This window comes from Promicromonospora alba (assembly GCF_042654905.1).
GTDB lineage: Bacteria > Actinomycetota > Actinomycetes > Actinomycetales > Cellulomonadaceae > Promicromonospora > Promicromonospora alba.
The window spans coordinates 13,665-29,537 of record NZ_JBHSFI010000009.1 but is presented as its reverse complement, the minus strand read 5'-3'; the positions used below and the strand labels follow the sequence as shown (position 1 = coordinate 29,537).

The 15,873-nt window shown below is 71.2% G+C and carries 17 protein-coding genes and 1 tRNA gene; 12 read left to right on the top strand and 6 right to left on the bottom strand.

Going from position 1 to position 15,873, the window contains the following annotated elements; all coding sequences use genetic code 11:
- Nucleotides 1-58: 58 nt before the first annotated feature.
- On the bottom strand, nt 59-565 hold the full coding sequence (locus tag ACFO6V_RS25595) for a PTS sugar transporter subunit IIA (protein WP_377141263.1): 507 nt from the start codon (nt 563-565) through the stop codon (nt 59-61).
- A 210-nt stretch (nt 566-775) separates the two neighbouring features.
- Here ACFO6V_RS25595 and ptsP point away from each other — a divergent pair, with 210 nt between their 5' ends.
- From ptsP to ACFO6V_RS25580, 3 genes are all read left to right on the top strand, one after another.
- Complete coding sequence (ptsP, locus tag ACFO6V_RS25590; protein WP_377141260.1) at nt 776-2,425, top strand: phosphoenolpyruvate--protein phosphotransferase; 1,650 nt, start codon at nt 776-778, stop codon at nt 2,423-2,425.
- A 70-nt stretch (nt 2,426-2,495) separates the two neighbouring features.
- Nucleotides 2,496-3,374, top strand: coding sequence for a sugar phosphate isomerase/epimerase family protein (locus ACFO6V_RS25585; RefSeq protein ID WP_377141257.1), 879 nt, complete (start codon nt 2,496-2,498; stop codon nt 3,372-3,374).
- Nucleotides 3,375-3,684: 310 nt separating this feature from the next.
- Entirely contained in the window at nt 3,685-4,821 is a 1,137-nt protein-coding gene (locus ACFO6V_RS25580) for a magnesium and cobalt transport protein CorA (protein WP_377141254.1), read from the top strand.
- 191 nt (nt 4,822-5,012) lie between these two features.
- On the opposite strand, the gene ACFO6V_RS25575 is transcribed toward ACFO6V_RS25580, so the two are convergent.
- A complete protein-coding gene (locus ACFO6V_RS25575) occupies nt 5,013-5,618 on the bottom strand; it encodes a TetR/AcrR family transcriptional regulator (RefSeq protein WP_116677251.1) in 606 nt (201 codons plus the stop codon).
- A 302-nt stretch (nt 5,619-5,920) separates the two neighbouring features.
- Between ACFO6V_RS25575 and ACFO6V_RS25570 the strand changes: the two genes are divergently transcribed.
- Together ACFO6V_RS25570 and ACFO6V_RS25565 are read left to right on the top strand one after the other, a co-directional pair.
- Complete coding sequence (locus ACFO6V_RS25570) at nt 5,921-6,931, top strand: hypothetical protein (protein WP_377141250.1); 1,011 nt, start codon at nt 5,921-5,923, stop codon at nt 6,929-6,931.
- 533 nt (nt 6,932-7,464) lie between these two features.
- The gene (locus ACFO6V_RS25565) at nt 7,465-8,517 is read left to right on the top strand and encodes a pirin family protein (protein WP_377141247.1); all 1,053 of its coding nucleotides are present in this window, start codon (nt 7,465-7,467) and stop codon (nt 8,515-8,517) included.
- A 2-nt stretch (nt 8,518-8,519) separates the two neighbouring features.
- On the opposite strand, the gene ACFO6V_RS25560 is transcribed toward ACFO6V_RS25565, so the two are convergent.
- Nucleotides 8,520-9,242: a GntR family transcriptional regulator gene (locus ACFO6V_RS25560; protein WP_377141245.1), complete on the bottom strand. Its 723-nt coding sequence runs from the start codon at nt 9,240-9,242 to the stop codon at nt 8,520-8,522.
- A gap of 140 nt (nt 9,243-9,382) precedes the next feature.
- On the opposite strand from ACFO6V_RS25560, the gene ACFO6V_RS25555 reads away from it, so the two are divergent.
- The 4 genes from ACFO6V_RS25555 (at nt 9,383) to ACFO6V_RS25540 (ending at nt 11,379) form a co-directional block, all read left to right on the top strand.
- Nucleotides 9,383-9,682, top strand: a complete 300-nt coding sequence (locus ACFO6V_RS25555; RefSeq protein WP_377141242.1) for a hypothetical protein — start codon at nt 9,383-9,385, stop codon at nt 9,680-9,682.
- Entirely contained in the window at nt 9,670-10,047 is a 378-nt protein-coding gene (locus ACFO6V_RS25550; RefSeq protein ID WP_377141239.1) for a hypothetical protein, read from the top strand. Before ACFO6V_RS25555 ends, ACFO6V_RS25550 begins: the two co-directional genes overlap by 13 nt.
- Nucleotides 10,048-10,184: 137 nt before the next feature.
- Entirely contained in the window at nt 10,185-10,724 is a 540-nt protein-coding gene (locus ACFO6V_RS25545; protein WP_377141236.1) for a hypothetical protein, read from the top strand.
- Between the two features lie 58 nt (nt 10,725-10,782).
- Nucleotides 10,783-11,379, top strand: coding sequence for a hypothetical protein (locus tag ACFO6V_RS25540; RefSeq protein ID WP_377141233.1), 597 nt, complete (start codon nt 10,783-10,785; stop codon nt 11,377-11,379).
- Between the two features lie 125 nt (nt 11,380-11,504).
- On the opposite strand, the gene ACFO6V_RS25535 is transcribed toward ACFO6V_RS25540, so the two are convergent.
- Nucleotides 11,505-11,578: transfer RNA gene (locus ACFO6V_RS25535), tRNA-Gly, on the bottom strand.
- Nucleotides 11,579-11,734: 156 nt separating this feature from the next.
- Between ACFO6V_RS25535 and ACFO6V_RS25530 the strand changes: the two genes are divergently transcribed.
- The 3 genes from ACFO6V_RS25530 (at nt 11,735) to ACFO6V_RS25520 (ending at nt 14,034) form a co-directional block, all read left to right on the top strand.
- Nucleotides 11,735-12,214, top strand: a complete 480-nt coding sequence (locus ACFO6V_RS25530) for a TM2 domain-containing protein (protein WP_377141230.1) — start codon at nt 11,735-11,737, stop codon at nt 12,212-12,214.
- A 23-nt stretch (nt 12,215-12,237) separates the two neighbouring features.
- Complete coding sequence (dcd, locus tag ACFO6V_RS25525) at nt 12,238-12,813, top strand: dCTP deaminase (protein ID WP_377141227.1); 576 nt, start codon at nt 12,238-12,240, stop codon at nt 12,811-12,813.
- Between the two features lie 102 nt (nt 12,814-12,915).
- A complete protein-coding gene (locus ACFO6V_RS25520) occupies nt 12,916-14,034 on the top strand; it encodes a hypothetical protein (RefSeq protein WP_377141224.1) in 1,119 nt (372 codons plus the stop codon).
- 66 nt (nt 14,035-14,100) lie between these two features.
- Here the strand turns inward: ACFO6V_RS25520 and ACFO6V_RS25515 are convergent, their stop codons facing one another.
- Both ACFO6V_RS25515 and ACFO6V_RS25510 read right to left on the bottom strand, forming a co-directional pair.
- On the bottom strand, nt 14,101-14,733 hold the full coding sequence (locus ACFO6V_RS25515; protein ID WP_377141221.1) for a bacterial proteasome activator family protein: 633 nt from the start codon (nt 14,731-14,733) through the stop codon (nt 14,101-14,103).
- A gap of 94 nt (nt 14,734-14,827) precedes the next feature.
- The gene (locus tag ACFO6V_RS25510) at nt 14,828-15,805 is read right to left on the bottom strand and encodes an NAD(P)H-quinone oxidoreductase (RefSeq protein WP_377141218.1); all 978 of its coding nucleotides are present in this window, start codon (nt 15,803-15,805) and stop codon (nt 14,828-14,830) included.
- Nucleotides 15,806-15,873: the final 68 nt, after the last annotated feature.

Below are 15,873 nucleotides of genomic sequence, written 5' to 3'. Positions count from 1 at the left end.
TCAGGTGACCTGAGCGTCTGACACCTCCTGAAGTATCTGACAGGTCCGGGAGGGACGTTCACGGGAGGCGGAACAGCGGGTCGCCTGCCTGCACCCGGTGGCCCGGCCGGACCAGCTCCTCGAGACCCTTCGGCCCGAGGTCCAGGGCGACGACCGGCACCAGGGGTGAGCGGCCGCCGTCGGACACCTCGGCGGGGGACCAGGCGATCAGCTGCTGCCCGGCCGCGACCGTGTCGCCCTCCGCGACGAGCAGGTCGAAGCCCGCACCCTTGAGCTGGACCGTGTCTATACCGAGGTGCACCAGCACACCCCGGCCGCCGGCGTGCCCTGCGGTCCCGGCCGGCTCCGGCGGATCAGCAGACGGGACGAGCAGCACGAACGCGTGCGGGTGCAGCTTGACCACCACCCCGGCGCACGGTGCGACGACGCGCCCCCCGAGCTCGGGGTCGGGATCGATGGCGAGCCCCGGGCCGACGATGCTCTCCGCGAAGACGGGATCGGGCACGTCGCGCATCGCGACCACCCGTCCGGCGACGGGGGATCCGACGATCAGGGCCTCGGCCATGGTGTCATCTTGCCAGACGGCGGACTTTCACGAGAGCAGCCCTTTGCCTGCTCTGGCGGTCCCGTCGTCCGGCCCGGCGCTTCCGCCCGACGCGCCCGTCCCGCAGCCCATCCAGGTGCGGCCTCCTCCGAAAAACCGAGCCTCGCCCGGCGGAGCGCTCGCGTGTAACGTTCCGAGCGCACGCGACGACGAGCCTTGGGGAGCGTACGGATGACGAGCGAGAGGCTCACGGGGGTTCCGGCGAGCCCGGGGCGCGCAGCAGGTCCGGTGGTCCGGATGCCGGCCCGCGTGCCCGAGCCGAGGACGACCCGCCTGTCGGGCTCTGCCGACGAAGCCGTTCGTGCCGTCAAGGAGGCCGCCGCCCGGGTGGAGGCCGACCTCGCGGAGCGGGCGAGCCGCGCGTCGGGCACCGCGGCCGATGTGCTCGCGGTCACCGCCGCCATGGCCGCCGACCCGACCCTTGCCGCGGGTGCCGCCCGGCGGGTCCGGGAGGACCGGCTCACCCCGGAGCGCGCGGTGTGGGACGCCGCCGGCTCGGTGGCCAACCAGCTCGAGGCCCTCGGCCCGCCGATGTCGGAGCGTGCCCGCGACGTACGGGACGTCCGGGACCGCATAGTCGCCGCGCTCACGGGGGCGGCCCCGCCCGGTGTGCCCGACCCGGGGCACCCGTTCGTGCTGGTCGCGAGCGACCTCGCCCCGGCCGACACCGCGATGCTGGATCCGGCGGTGGTCACAGCGGTCGTCACGGCGCGCGGTGGCCCCACCTCGCACATGGCGATCCTGGCCCGTGCCCTCGGCATCCCCGCAGTCGTGGCGCTGCCCGGAGCGGGCGACCTCACCGACGGCGAGGAGATAGTCGTCGACGGCACGCTCGGCGTCGTCCTGCGCGCCCCGTCGCCCGCAGAGGTGGAGCGTGCCCGACGCTCCGTCACCACCGCCACCTTCGACGGCAGGGGCGTCACGCGCGACGGGTCCGAGGTGGAGCTCGTGGCGAACGTCGCGGACCCTGCGGCGGCCCGGGCGGCCGCTGCCGCCGGTGCGCGCGGCGTCGGCCTGTTCCGCACCGAGTTCTGCTTCCTCGGGCGGGGCGAGGAGCCCAGCGTCGAGGAGCAGGTGACCGCCTACCGGGCGGTCCTGTCCCACTTCCCGGGCCGCCGGGTCGTCGTCCGTACGCTCGACGCCGGTGCCGACAAGCCGCTCCGGTTCCTCACCCCGGACCACGAGGACAACCCGGCGCTCGGTGTGCGCGGGCTGCGCACCGCCGTCGCGCACCCCGACGTGCTGGACCGTCAGCTGGACGCGATAGCGCAGGCCGCCGCCGCCGAGACCGCCGAGGTCTGGGTCATGGCGCCGATGGTCGCCACGGTCGACGAGGCACGCGACTTCGCGGCTGCCTGCGCGGCACACGGGCTCGAGCAGTCGGGCGTGATGATCGAGACGCCGGCTGCCGCGCTCCAGGCGCGCCACGTCCTGGCCGAGGTGTCGTTCGCGAGCCTGGGCACCAACGACCTCACGCAGTACACGATGGCGGCGGACCGCGACCTGGCCGGCGTCGCCGCGCTGTCGACGCCCTGGCAGCCCGCCGTCCTGCAGCTCGTCCGAGTGGCGTGTGAGGGCGGCGCGATGCATGGTGCTCCCGTAGGCGTGTGCGGCGAGGCGGCGGCAGATCCGCTGCTTGCTCCTGTCCTGGTGGGATTGGGCGTAACGTCACTGTCCATGACCCCCCGCGCGCTGGCCGACGTCGCAGGCACCCTGGCAGGCGTCTCCCGGGACGAGTGCGTCGAGCTGGCACGGACGGTGCTCGAGTGCTCGACGGCGCAGGCGGCACGCGACGTCGTACAGGAACGCCTGCTCACTTGAACCCGCACTTCGACCCCATCTGAACCCACTGGTCACATCACAGTCACGTAGGCGCTTTAAGGTGGCCCGCATGCCCGAACCGATTCGGACCGAACCGCACGAGCCCGCTGCACCTGACGTGCAGGTCACGCTCTCGACGGCCTCGGTCTTCCCTCGCCGTGTGCCGCTGGCCTTCGAGTCGGCGGCCGAGCTCGGCTATGACGGCGTCGAGGTCATGGTCTGGTCCGAGGAGGTGACCCAGAACCCCCGGTCCCTCGCGAAGCTGGCTGCCGACACGGGCATGCCCGTGCGCTCGGTGCACGCGCCGACGCTGCTGGTGAGCCAGCGGGTCTGGGGGCGGTCCCCGGTGGCCAAGCTCGAACGGACCGCGGAGATGGCTCTCGAGCTCGGCGCGGGGACCGTCGTGGTGCACCCGCCGTTCCGCTGGCAGTACAAGTACGCCCGGCAGTTCCAGGAGCAGGTGCGCGAGCTGAGCGCGACCACCGGCGTCACGATCGCCGTCGAGAACATGTACCCCTGGCGCGGCGGCAAGCGCGAGTTCCAGGCATACCTGCCCGGCTGGGACCCGGCTGAGCACGACTACGACGCAGTGACCCTCGACCTGTCGCACGCGAGCGTCGCGCAGCAAGACGCGCTGACGCTGCTCAACACGTTCGGCGACCGCCTGCGGCACGTGCACCTGGCGGACGGCAACTTCGGGGCCCGCGACGAGCACCTGGTGCCCGGTCGCGGCAGCATGCAGGCCGACAAGGTGCTGCAGGAGCTGGTCGCGCGACGTTGGAGCGGCGACGTCTGCGTGGAGATCTCCACGCGCGCGGCGCGCACCGCCGCCGAGCGGCACGACGACCTGGCCGCGTCGCTGGAGTTCGCACGGGCCTACCTGTCGCCGACGCCGCACGAGTTCCAGACTCCGCCCGGCCCGCACCACCGGCCGCACGACGCCTGGTGACGAGTTATGTGATCCTGCTCTCGAAAGGGTTCGATTCTGCGCCTCGACGTGGCTAGACTGGCCTCCGTCGAGAACGTACGGCGCGGCGATCCGCCGCTTGGGCCAAGGAGGTGGCGCGCATGACACGTAGCGAGCCTCCGAGTAGTCCGAACCGCAGCTGAGCTGACGGTTCCCCTCCCGCCTTTCCGCGGGTTCTCGCGCGCCGGTGCGCTCCGCCCTTCTCGGGCGTGAGGTCCACCGGTCGTTCGGCCGTCTCCGCTGCGGTGTCCGTTCGCAGTCCTTTTCCTGCGCTCGACCCCAGGAGTTCCCCATGGCCACGTTCCTGCCCTCCCGCCCTTCTCGTCCGCTGCTCGGCGTCCGGCGCCCGCGCCGCACCGTCGGCGTGGTGCCCGACGTCGCCCCGCGCGCCGTGGCACCCGCGCCCCGCTCGTCGGTGGTCGCCGCCGCGATCTACGACGACGGCATCCGCACCGCCGGCTACGACAACCTCGCGGAGACGTTCAGCGCACTCCGCTCCCGGCCCGGCGGCATGGCCTGGATCGGGCTGGAGCGCCCGGACGAGGCCGAGCTGACGTCGCTCGCTCGCGAGTTCGACCTGCACCCCCTCGCCATCGAGGACGCGATCCAGGCGCACCAGCGCCCCAAGATCGAGCGCTACGGCGACACCCTGTTCGTGGTGCTCCGCGCAGCCCGCTACCTGGACGACGCCGAGGAGGTCGAGTTCGGCGAGCTGCACGTCTTCGTCGGCCCCGACTTCGTGGTGACCGTGCGGCACGGCGCCTCGCCGGACCTGGCGGCCGTACGGAGCCGCCTGGAGTCGGACCGCGCGATGCTCTCGCGGGGACCCGAGGCCGTGCTGTACGCGATCCTCGACAGCGTCGTGGACGGGTACGCGCCCGTCGTCGCGGGGCTGGACCACGACATCGACGAGATCGAGTCCGACGTCTGGGGCGGCGCACCGGACGTGTCGCGGCGCATCTACGAGCTGTCCCGCGAGGTCATCGACTTCCAGCGGGCGGTACGGCCGGAGCAGGCGCTGTGCGCCTCGCTCGCCAAGGGCGCCGACAAGTACGGCGTGGACCCGGAGCTGCAGGCTTACCTGCGCGACGTCGCGGACCACCTCACCGAGGCCGCCGACCGCATCGAGGTCTTCCGGGCCGCGCTGCGCGACATCCTGACGGTCGCCGCCACGCTGGTCGCGCAGCGGCAGAACGAGGAGATGAAGCACCTGTCGGAGGTCAGCATCCGCCAGGGCGAGGAGGTCAAGAAGATCTCGGGCTGGGCGGCCATCCTGTTCGCCCCGACGCTCGTCGGCACGGTCTACGGCATGAACTTCGAGGTCATGCCGGAGCTCGACTGGGCGTACGGCTACCCGGTCGCTCTCGTGGCGATGCTGGCCGTGAGCGTGGGCCTGTTCGGCGTCTTCCGCTGGAAGCGCTGGATCTAGAGGGGGCTCGACCTCAGGCTCTACTTGTTCGGCCTGAGCCTGCGGTTCCGCTCCGGGCGGGTGCCTCGTTCCTCGGCCCCCACCCTGCGCTGCACCTCCGGCTCAGCCTCTACTTGTTCGGCCTGAGCCTGCGGTTCCGCTCCGGGCGGGTGCCTCGTTCCTCGGCCCCCACCCTGCGCTGCACCTCCGGCTCAGGCCGGTACGCGCTCCCGCGCCCCGACCGCGCGCAGCACGAACGACTCCGCGGCGCGGATGGTGCGTTCGCGGGCGAGCGGCTCGTCGGGGATGAGGCGACCGGACAGGCAGGCGTTGACGAGATGCACCGTCGGCTCGATGTCCTGGGGCGGGAAAGTACCCGCATCGATCCCGGCCGTGAGGATCCGGCGGAGGATCGCCTCGACGATGTCGGCGTGCTCACGCAGGCGCTGCTGCGTGGCGCGGGACAGGACCGTCCGCAGGTCCGGACCGGGGGCGAGGTGGAAGACGCGGGTGAGCTGAGCCTGCTGGCGGATGTAGGTGCGCAGCTGCTCCACGGGATCGTCCACGCCGTCGAGCGCGCGCTCCAGCGTGTGGGCGTACTGCTCGGTCTCGTGCGTGATGAACCCGAGGAGCAGCGCTTCCTTGTCGTGGAAGTGGTTGTAGACAGCAGTCCGGCCGACGTGCGCCGCTGCGGCGATGTCGGCCAGGGTGATGGTGTCGAACCCGCGCTCCGCCATGAGCGTGGACAGAGCGGTGAAGAGCTTGTGCCTGGTCATCTGCCGGTGCTCGTGCAGGCTCTTCCCGATGATCTTGGGCATGCTGACATCATATGCCCGCGTCGTCAGGTAACTGGAACCCAGGATCGCGGTACGGGCCCGACCGGAGCGGCAACGGAGGGTGGCTTCGTGGTGACGATGACGCTAAGGCTTCTTACGCCGTCCTTTTGGAGGCGGATAGAAAAACTGCCGTCCTCTTGTGGTGAGACTCAGTCGCCAATGAATATCCAAAGGCATACATGTCGGACGCTGCCCAAATAAACCGCGCCTGCTGTCACGAACGTGTTTCCTCCTTGTAACATGCCTGCATCATCGCGGAAAGTGACCCGCAGTAAAGTGCGCGCATGACATTTCTGGCGGGTGTGATTCCAGCGGAACACGCCTCGGGTCACATTCTGATCCTGCCCAGTACGAACGGCCCCGTCACCGTCAGCGAGCTCGCTGCCGCGTGGTTCTCCGACATCGAGTGGCTCCGAGAACCGACCCGCACCTCGGGTTCTCGGCGGATGGCCGGTGCGCGGTTCCGCGGTATGGCGCAGCCGGACGCGCTGGTGCCGGGTGTCATGCGTCTGGGCGAAGGGCACGTGGCGACCGGCCCGTTCGAGGTCGGTGAGGCGCACCTCGCGGAGCTCAGCATCTCCGCCACGAAGGCCGAGGCGTACTCGGTGGCCCGCGCGGACGGCCTGCGGGACGTCCGCGGTGCGGCTCCGACGTCGTACGGCGACCGGGACGGCATCGCCCGCACCTTCCCGCACGCCCTGCCGCAGGGCGAGGAGCTGCGCATAGTGCAGTGGATGGTCGCGGCGGCCCGCAAGTCCGGTGGCGGGGTGCTCGCGGACGGCAGGCAGCCGCTGGTCCCGGACCCCGCCGCGTCGGTCAACGTGGCGCTCTACGCGGCGCACGTGCTCCTGCCGGGCGACGTGCTGCCGATGCTGCGCTCGCTCATCGCCACCGCCGACGTCTCCGCCGAGCAGGTCACGCCGGACGGGTCGCCGCGCTACACGCTCGCCGGCAGCACCGCGTACGACGGCGCGCTCGTCGTCGACGTGGAGCGCGTCGACCGGGTGCCGCGTGCGCTCGGTGCGCTGGACTGGCGCAGCTACGGGCCGTTCGCCTACCGCCTGAGCTGGGCCCCTGCCGACCCCTACGAGCTCGAGCTCGAGCAGGCGTCCGGACTGCACGTGATCGCCCGGGCCCGCATGCGTGCCTCCCTCGCCCGGCTCGCGGTGGCGCTCCAGAGCCGGATCGGCGGGATCCTGGTGGACGACGGTGGCTTCATCACCGGGTCGGAGGAGCTGGACGCACGCAGCGACCCGACGGCAGGCGGCGCCCCGGGGTCACGCGCCTGGGTTTGATCACCCTTTAGTTATCCACAGATCTTGTCCACAGCCCTGTGGGTGGTGCGGGAAATCCGCGCTTGTTCCTGTGGACAGAACTGTGGGCAAAGGCGGGGTGAAAATTACAACGCTGGAGCAGTTGCCGCTCCCGCGACACGCGGATAGAAACGTGGCAATGGTTCGACGATTCGGGTGCAGATGCGGTGCGCTGCAGCGGTACCGACCGGCCCGGGCATCGGACACATGGTTGACCGGAGAACGACAGGACGTCCCGTACCGCGGTGCGGGCTGTGGATGACGCCACAGGTCCTGAACGGGGCCGGAAGACCGCCCGCGTCCGGACGTCCGTGGAGAACAGGCCTGGTGCCCCAGGCCTGACGGGTGCTTCGGGGCCGTGACGTCGACACGGCGCTCTGGTCCTCACTGAGGGTGGACCACGGTGCGCGGTTGTGCCAGGGCCCCCGGCCTGCCCCGGGGGCCCTGGCCGTGTCCTGGGACGGGGGACTCGGGCGGGGTCCCCGGAGGCCCACACCTGGATCTAGGCTCGGTGCATGAGCAACCTCGAGACCCGGCCGGCCGAACAGGTCTGCGCGGCGGGCGAGCAGGGCGACGGCATCGAGCTCCTCAGCCCGCGCGACGTCCCGCTGGGCGGCCCGCGGGCGATGAACGTGCGGCGCACCATCCCGCAGCGCGCCCGGTCCCTCGTGGGGGCGTGGTGCTTCAGCGACCACTACGGTCCCGACGACGTCTCGGTCGGCGAGGGCATGCAGGTCCCGCCGCACCCGCACACCGGGCTCCAGACGGTGAGCTGGCTCTTCGAGGGCGAGATCCTGCACCGCGACTCCGTGGGCTCGCTGCAGGCGGTCCGGCCGGGCGAGCTCAACCTGATGACGGCGGGGGTGGGCATCTCGCACTCGGAGGAGTCGCCCGCAGGGCGCCCGCCCCTCCTGCACGGTGTGCAGCTGTGGACGGCGCTGCCCGGGTCGGCCCTCGGCATCGACCCGCACTTCGAGCACCACGGCGACCTTCCGGTCGCACGGTACGACGGCGCCGTCGTGCAGGTGTTCATCGGGAGGCTGACGGTGGCCGGCGAGCAGCTTGCCTCACCCGCGACGACGTACACGCCGCTCGTGGGAGCGCAGATCGACCTGGAGCCGGGTGCGGAGCTCCGGCTCGACGTCGACGCGGACCACGAGCACGCCCTGCTGGTGGACAGCGGCGACGTGACCTTCGAGGGCTGCGGGGTGCCGCCGGCCGGCCTTGGCTACGCGGCGCCCGGGCGGTCCACCCTCGTGGTGCGCGCGGCCGCGGGCGCACCGGCGCGAGCGGTGCTGATCGGCGGTCTGCCCTTCGCCGAGGACGTCATCATGTGGTGGAACTTCATGGGCCGCACGCACGAGGACATCGTGCGGGCCCGCGACGACTGGATGGCGCTGGTCGCCGAGCTCGGCCCTGCGGGCGCTCCAGGGAACGCAGGGGCGACCGGGTACACCGAAGGCGCTGCCGGGCGTCGCTTCGGCCAGGTGCACGGCTACCCGGCAGGGCCGCTGCGCGCCCCGGCCCTGCCGGACCTGCGCCTCAAGCCGCGAGCGCGGCCGGCCTAGTTTCAGTCGATGTCGTACCGGAGCATGAACTCGCCGGCATCGAGCACCACGTAGCTGACCTCGACCGGCGTGCCGTCCTCGGTGAACGCGGTGCGCGTGACCGACAGCACCGGTGTGCCGGGCTCGATCCGTAGCTCCTCGATCTCCTCGATGGTCGGCATCCGGCCCACCACGTCCTCGCGGAACCGCACCGGCGCATGTCCGGCCTCGGTGAGGCGTGCGTGGGTGCCGCCCGGCCCGACCTCCTGGGCAGCGATAGGCGTTCCGGCAGCTATCGACGCAGGCAGGTACGACGTCGCGAACAGCACAGGCTTGCGTTCGCGCAGGTGGAGCCGCTCGCGGACGGTCACCTTGTCACCCTCGGCGAGCCCGAGCGTCGTCCGCACCTTCTCGGGCGCTTCTGCCTCGGCGGTGACGGCGAGCGTGCGGACGGTGAGCCCGGCGCCGGTCTCGTCGATCTCGGCGGTCACCGTGGAGCTGCCGTCGGCCTTGCCGCCGGTGGTGTCCCGCACGATCGGCTCGAAGGAGCGGACGAAGACGCCGGAGCCGTGCCGGGTGACGGTCAGCCCCTCGTCCTTGAGCATCGACAGGCCGTGGCGCGCGGTCATGCGCGCCACGCCGTAGTTCGACATGAGCGCTGCTTCGCTCGGAAGACGATCGCCCGGTTTGTAGGTCCCGGAGCGGATCGCGGCACGAAGATCCTTGGCGATGCTTGCGGCAGTCACACGTCCCTCTCTAGACACGGAACCCACCTAACCCGCAGCCAGTGCGTATACGCAACTTTTCGGCGTAGCGGTTGCGATGCCCAGTTCGCGCCCAACAGGCTGTCTATGCGCCTAGAGGTAGGCGCGGAGAGGTGGGAGAGATGGCGACGAAAGCGGGCAGCCTGGCCGATTCTGCGGCCGGTGCGGCGGACCTGCTGGCGGAAGTAGGGGACGCACGGATCAAGTGGGTAGAGGTGTTTCGCGACCATCTGGTCGTGCACCCGGCACGGCTGGCCGAGGGGGCGGACATCGCGGCTCAGCTGGGCATCACCGTCGCCACCGACTACCCGGCCACCAAGCCGGGCTTCACCGTGTGGACGGGTCGTTGGAACGGCATGGAGATGTTCGTCTACGCCGAGCTGCGGGGGACCGCGCGGTCGATCCGGGCGTGGCCGACGTGACCGGGGGCTCCTGCGACGCGGGCCTGGGCGCCGACCACTGCCCGACGCCGGGCGCGCACCTCGCGGAGCTTGTCGGGGTCACCGCGCTGATCGCGCACATCTTCGACATCCACACCCTGGACGTCCGGGCGGGTGTCGACCACCTCGATCTCGAGGACGACGTGGTGGGCGTGCTGACCGTCGACGTCGTCGCCGCACGGGTGCCCGACGCCGTACGGCTCGCGGGGATGCTCCACCTGGCCGAGCGTCATGGGCATCACGAGAGCGAGGGCCCGCAGGTGTGGCGGTGCTGGAGCGGCTGGGTACCGGCCGCGGAACGCGGGCTCGCGGTCTCCCTGCACCTGACCGCTCCGGTGCGGGGCTGAACCCAGCCCCCAAGAACGGGCACCGCAGGTCCGACGGTGGGTCCGGCCTGCGGTGCTCCTGCGAGGAGCGGGTGAACCGGCGAAGTTCTTCGGCCCGGCGTCGTCTCGCGTTCACTGCGACCGGGCAGGCTGGGGCGATGAGGTCTCGCCCGTCGCCGTCGGCGCAGCGTCGCCGGGCACGCTCTGGTATCAGCTCGGCAGTCCGGCTCCCCGTGGCCTGGCTCCCGACCGCCGTCCTGGTCGCCGGCCTGATGACGGCCTGCACGGGGGCGCCGTCCGAACCGCCGGGCGCGGTGCCCGCCATGCCGGACGGTGTGACGGCCCCGGAGGAGTACGCGTTCGGCGACGACATGGCCGCCCGGGACCTGCGCGCGACGGACCCGGTCTACTACGCGCTCGTCGACCAGGTCGACAGGGACCGTCTGCGCACCCGCCCGCTGGTCCTGGACACCGCGGTGGACGTGGCGGCAGTGCGGGACGCCTACGACGACGAGCTCGCGGGTGCCCGGGGGTGGGACGCGCTGCCCCTGCAGCCGGGGGACGACGCGTGGGCGCAGGGCTGGCTGAGCCCCGACGGGGAGGACGCGTTCGCCCTGGTCGGCCTCGAACCCGGGCCGGGCGAGACGCACGTGTCCCTGACCGTCCTGACGACGCTGCCGGACGAGGTGTCCGGCTGAGCTGGTCCAACACGGCCCGGTAGGGTCTGCTGCCAATACGGACCAGCTGGGGGGCACGGTGGACCTGCAGGAGAAGTATCGCGGCCTCTATCTCGGTGCTCTGTTCGTGGTCGAGGAAGTAGAGAGCGCGTACCGGTTGGGCGCGCTGAACAGCGTCCTGAGCGCTTGGGTCCGCGAGGAGCTCAAGGGGCGAGAGCACAGCTTGGACTACTGCGACAGCCAGATGGACCTGGCGCACGCTGTCGAGGGCTTGTCTGCGATCGCTCCTCGGTACGTGAAACTGCGTCGGCAACTCTTCTCGGACGTGCACCACATCGGACCGGAGCCGCCCTGGCGTCCGGTGCGGGGGGCGGCGGCGGTCAGGGCAGGATCTCGTATCTTCGTGCGTCATCCCAGCTACGCGCTGCGCCGCATCGATGCCGGTTCTCGCTCGGGAGCGGAGTCGTGGGAGTTCAGCGTGTTCACCGAGCCGAACAAGCCTGACGACGAAGGTGTCACGTTCCGGGCGATGGTCTTCCCGGACGACCCCGGGGGCACGCTGCAGGTGAGTCCCGAGCTCGAAGCGCAACGCGCCTGGTACGAGCAGCTCGCCTATGGCTTGCGCGCGTTGGACCGTACGCCGCGGTTGGCGGCGCTCTACGACCCGGGTTCCTGAGGGCGACCCGGTTGGGCGTGATGGCTTCCTGCCGCTCGACGAGCGGACTCAGGCCGGCGCTACCGAACCATGGAAAAAACTCCGCCCCAGGTCAGGAAACATCCTCTGACCTGGGGCGGAACGTGTGGAGCGGGTGACGGGAATCGAACCCGCGCTATCAGCTTGGGAAGCTGAAGTTCTACCATTGAACTACACCCGCATCGTCCGGTTCTGCCCGGGTATCTGCTGTTTCAGAATCCCGCTAGGGTTCCGCAACAGCGCCCGTGAACCTGGCGCGCGACCTGATCATACCCAACCTCGCCCGGATGCCCGAACCGGACTCCGGAGCGAGTGTCGCCGAGCAGCCGGAGCAGTCGTGAGCGAGCATCCCAGCGAGAAGCCCACCGAGCCGATCTACCAGGAGACGAAGCGGTTGCCTCCGCGTCCGCCGAGCAAGCCGACGCCGCCTCCGCCACCGCCCGGTGCGACGCGCGCCATGAAGACGCCGAAGACCTCGGCAGGCCCGGCGGTCAGGACGCCGTCGGGTGCGGCCCCGGCGAACTATCAGCAGCAGTACGACTACGACCGCCCCACGCCGCCCGCTGAGCACGTACCGGGGCGCAAGTCCCGCATCACCGCGGGTCTGCTCGGGATCCTGCTCGGCGTGGTGGGCGCGCACCGGTTCTACCTCGGCTACAAGGGCCTGGGCTGGATCATGCTGCTCATCACCGCGGTGTCGCTGGGGAACGCGTGGTTCGTGCCGGCGATCTGGGGCGGCATCGAGGGAATCCTCTACCTCGTGATGCGCAAGGGCTACTGGTCGGTGGACGCGAAGCACAAGCCGCTGCAGTGGTGACTGGGGCCCAGTACCGTGTCGGGGTGCTCCTCTCCGACCGCGATATCCGTGCCGAGCTCGAGGCCGACCGCGTAGTCCTCGACCCGTACGACCCGTCGATGCTGCAGCCGTCGAGCATCGACGTGCGCCTCGACAAGTACTTCCGGCTCTTCGACAACCACAAGTACCCGTTCATCGACCCCGCGACCGACCAGCCGGAGCTGACCCGCCTGGTGGAGGCGGACAACGACGAGGCGTTCGTGCTGCACCCGGGAGAGTTCGTCCTTGGCAGCACCTACGAGGCGGTCACCCTGCCCGACGACGTCGCCGCCCGCCTCGAGGGCAAGTCCTCCCTCGGGCGGCTCGGCCTGCTGACCCACTCGACCGCCGGCTTCATCGACCCCGGGTTCAGCGGGCACGTGACGCTGGAGCTCAGCAACGTCGCGACGCTGCCGATCAAGCTGTGGCCCGGCATGAAGATCGGGCAGATGTGCTTCTTCCGGCTGTCCTCGGCGTCGGAGCACCCGTACGGATCGGACCTGTACGGCTCCCGCTACCAGGGCCAACGCGGCCCGACGGCGTCCCGCTCCTCCAAGAGCTTCCACCGCACCAAGGTCTGACCGCCGGGGCCGGGCGCCGCCGCCGAGGGCACCCGGCGAGCGGTAGGCTCCCGGGTGCCCGGCGCGGACCGGGCACACACCCGGACGTCAGAAGGGACCCCGATGGCCGCTCCCCAGCTTCCGCTCCTGCCGCGCACGGTTGCGCAGGCGCACCAGGCACGGCACGTGCTGACAGTGCCTGGCGACGTGGAGCTGGACGAGATCGAGGTCCTCGCCCTCTCTCGCTTCTCCGCTACCCGCTGGGACGTGGTGCCGGCGGGCATCCTCCCCGGCAACGTGGCAGGCGCGCCCCAGGTGCGTCGCGCGCAGGGCAAGGAGGTGGGCGTGCTGCGGGTCTCGCGGCACGCGGTGATGAACGGCCCGTACCAGCCCGCGGGTGAAGGCTTCGATCTCGGCGTCCCACCGGGAGCCGAGATGGCCTTCGACATCGTCTGCCACCGGGAGCGCGGCGAGGTGCCGTTCCCGGCGGGCGACCGCGACGGCATCGGCCGGGCCTTCGCAGCCGGTATGCCCGAGCGCGAGGAGCGCCGCCTGATCGAGTGGCTCGTCTCGGTCGCGCGCCGGCTGGGCGGTTCCCTCCGTCTGGACGTAGGCGGTCTCTGGGACGCCCCCGGCGGCCCGACGGCGAAGCCTGGCGCCGGCGTGGTGCTCACGCCCGACGCCGGCGCGGCCATCGACATGACCGTCTACTCCGACGTCTGGCTCGACCCGCAGGCCGCGCTCACGATCCTGCAGAAGGTGCACCCACGCGCCCGCCTCCACATGGAGGGCAAGGAGTGGGGCGGCCCGCCCCGGGGCATCGCCGACAAGCCGCTCTACCCCGGCGACCCCCTGGACCCGGAGCTGCGCAAGAAGCTGCACGCGGCCGCCGACGACTACGACATCAAGGCCCTCACGGGCCCGCGGGTGCTCGACGGGTACGGGCTGATCGTGGACCTCGACGTCGACGGGATCGTCTCGGTGGAGATCTCCGGCGAGGAGAGGCTGCCGCGCCTGCTGCGCGGCCTGCCGTGGGCCGAGCAGGGCGCCGTGCGCTACTGGGTGCACTGGGAGCCGCAGGACCTCGTGGAGTCGCAGCGCGAGTTCCCGTCCATGGAGCTACGAGTCGCGCGGAAGCGCGCGGCGGAGCTGGTGGCCCGGCTTGCCGGCGCCGTCCATGCCGCCGCGGGAGGCGAGATCGCCGACGAGGATGGCTTTCTGGTAGACCCCTCCGATCTCTGAGCGCTCTTGACCTCGCCCTGCCGGTCCCACGGGGACCAGCAGGGCGAACACGTCAGGATAGGCGACTCAGAGGTACTGGCCGGGGGTCCGGCGCTCGCCGCCGGACCCCTCGTCCTGCGCGCCTGGCATGGTGGGTCCGCCAGGACCGCCCGGGCCGAACGCCCCCGAGCCGGGCGGTAGCGCGCGGCGCATCTGCGAGAGCTGCGCCTGGGCAGCCATCTGCTGCGCGACGAGCGCCGTCTGGATGCCGTGGAACAGGCCCTCGAGCCAGCCCACGAGCTGCGCCTGCGCCACCCGGAGCTCGGCGTCGGACGGCGCGGAGTCGTCCGAGAACGGCAGCGTGATCCGGTGCAGCTCGTCGACGAGGTCGGGGGACAGGCCGTCCTCGAGCTCGCGGATCGAGCGTTCGTGGATCTCGGCCAGGCGGGTCCGGGCCGCTTCGTCCAGCGGTGCGTCGCGGACCTCGTCGAGCAGCCGCTTGACCATACCGCCGATGCGCATGACCTTTGCCGGTTCCTCGACCTGACCGACGACGGCCTCTGCCTCGTCGATCGCGTCCTCCGCGGAGCCCTCGGGCTTGCGTCCCGGCGGCACGGCGGCGCCGTCGGGCGTCACCACCTGGGGGTGCACGGTGGGCGCTCCTTCGGGACGGTCGTCGCGCCGTTCGTCTGACTGGGGGATGCCTCGCTCGTCGGTCATGAGTCCAGTCTTGCCCGGATTGCCTGTCGTCCGCATTGCAGCATCTTGGCGCGGCCGAAATTGTCGACCATGCCTATATATAGGCACGCGATGATCAGGGCACGAGCAGAACCTTGCCGAACGCCTCTCCTGACTCCAGCAGATCGTGCGCGGACTGCGCCTCCGCGAACGGGATGCGGGCATGCACCACTGGCCGTACGCGCCCGTCCGCGACCATCGGCCAGACGTGTTGTTCGGTATCAGCGACGATGCGCGCCTTCTCGTCCGCCGGCCGGGACCTGAGCAGTGTTCCGGTGACCGTCCCGCGCCGGGCCAGGAGGTCGCTGAGGTCGAGCTCGCCCCGGCGCCCTTTTTGCATGCCGATGACCACCAGGCGCCCGCCCCTGGCCAGCGCTCGGACGTTGTCGCCGAGCGCGCCGCCGCCGAGCAGGTCGAGCACCACGTCGGCGCCGTGGTCGTCGGTCGTCCGCCGGACCTCGTCGGCGAAGTCCTGCTCCCGATGATCGATGACCAGGTCCGCGCCGAGCTCGGCGCAGCGGGCCGTGCGCTCGGGTCCGCCGGCTGTCGCGGCCACGTGCGCGCCGAGCGCCCGCGCGACCTGGATCGCGAAGCTGCCGATGCCGCCCGAACCGCCATGGACGAGTACCCACTCCCCGGCACGCAGCCGGCCGACGTCCACGAGGTTGTTCCAGACCGTGCACGCCGCCTCGGGAAGGGCCGCCGCATCGACCAGGTCGACGCCGTCGGGCACCGGGAGCACCTGCGTCTCGCGGACCGCGACTTCCTCGGCATAACCGCCGCCCTCGAGCAGCGCAACCACCCGGTCACCGGCGCGCCATCGCGACACGCCGGGGCCGACACGCTTCACAATTCCCGATATCTCAAGACCCGGCCAGTCGGGCGCACCCGGCGGAGGGGGGTAGTATCCGGCGCGTTGGAGCAGGTCAGCACGGTTCACGCCGGCTGCAGCGACGGTGATCACCACGTCCCTTTGGCCAGCAATCGGGGGATTCAGGGATGAAAGGGAGAGTTTCCCTGATGGGCCCGGTCCAGATATCGTGACGGCTCGCACATCGATGAAGCCTACTTCCGTGTGGCCTCACGAAGGTCGCCAGCGGAAACCGGGTGCCGGTAACTTGT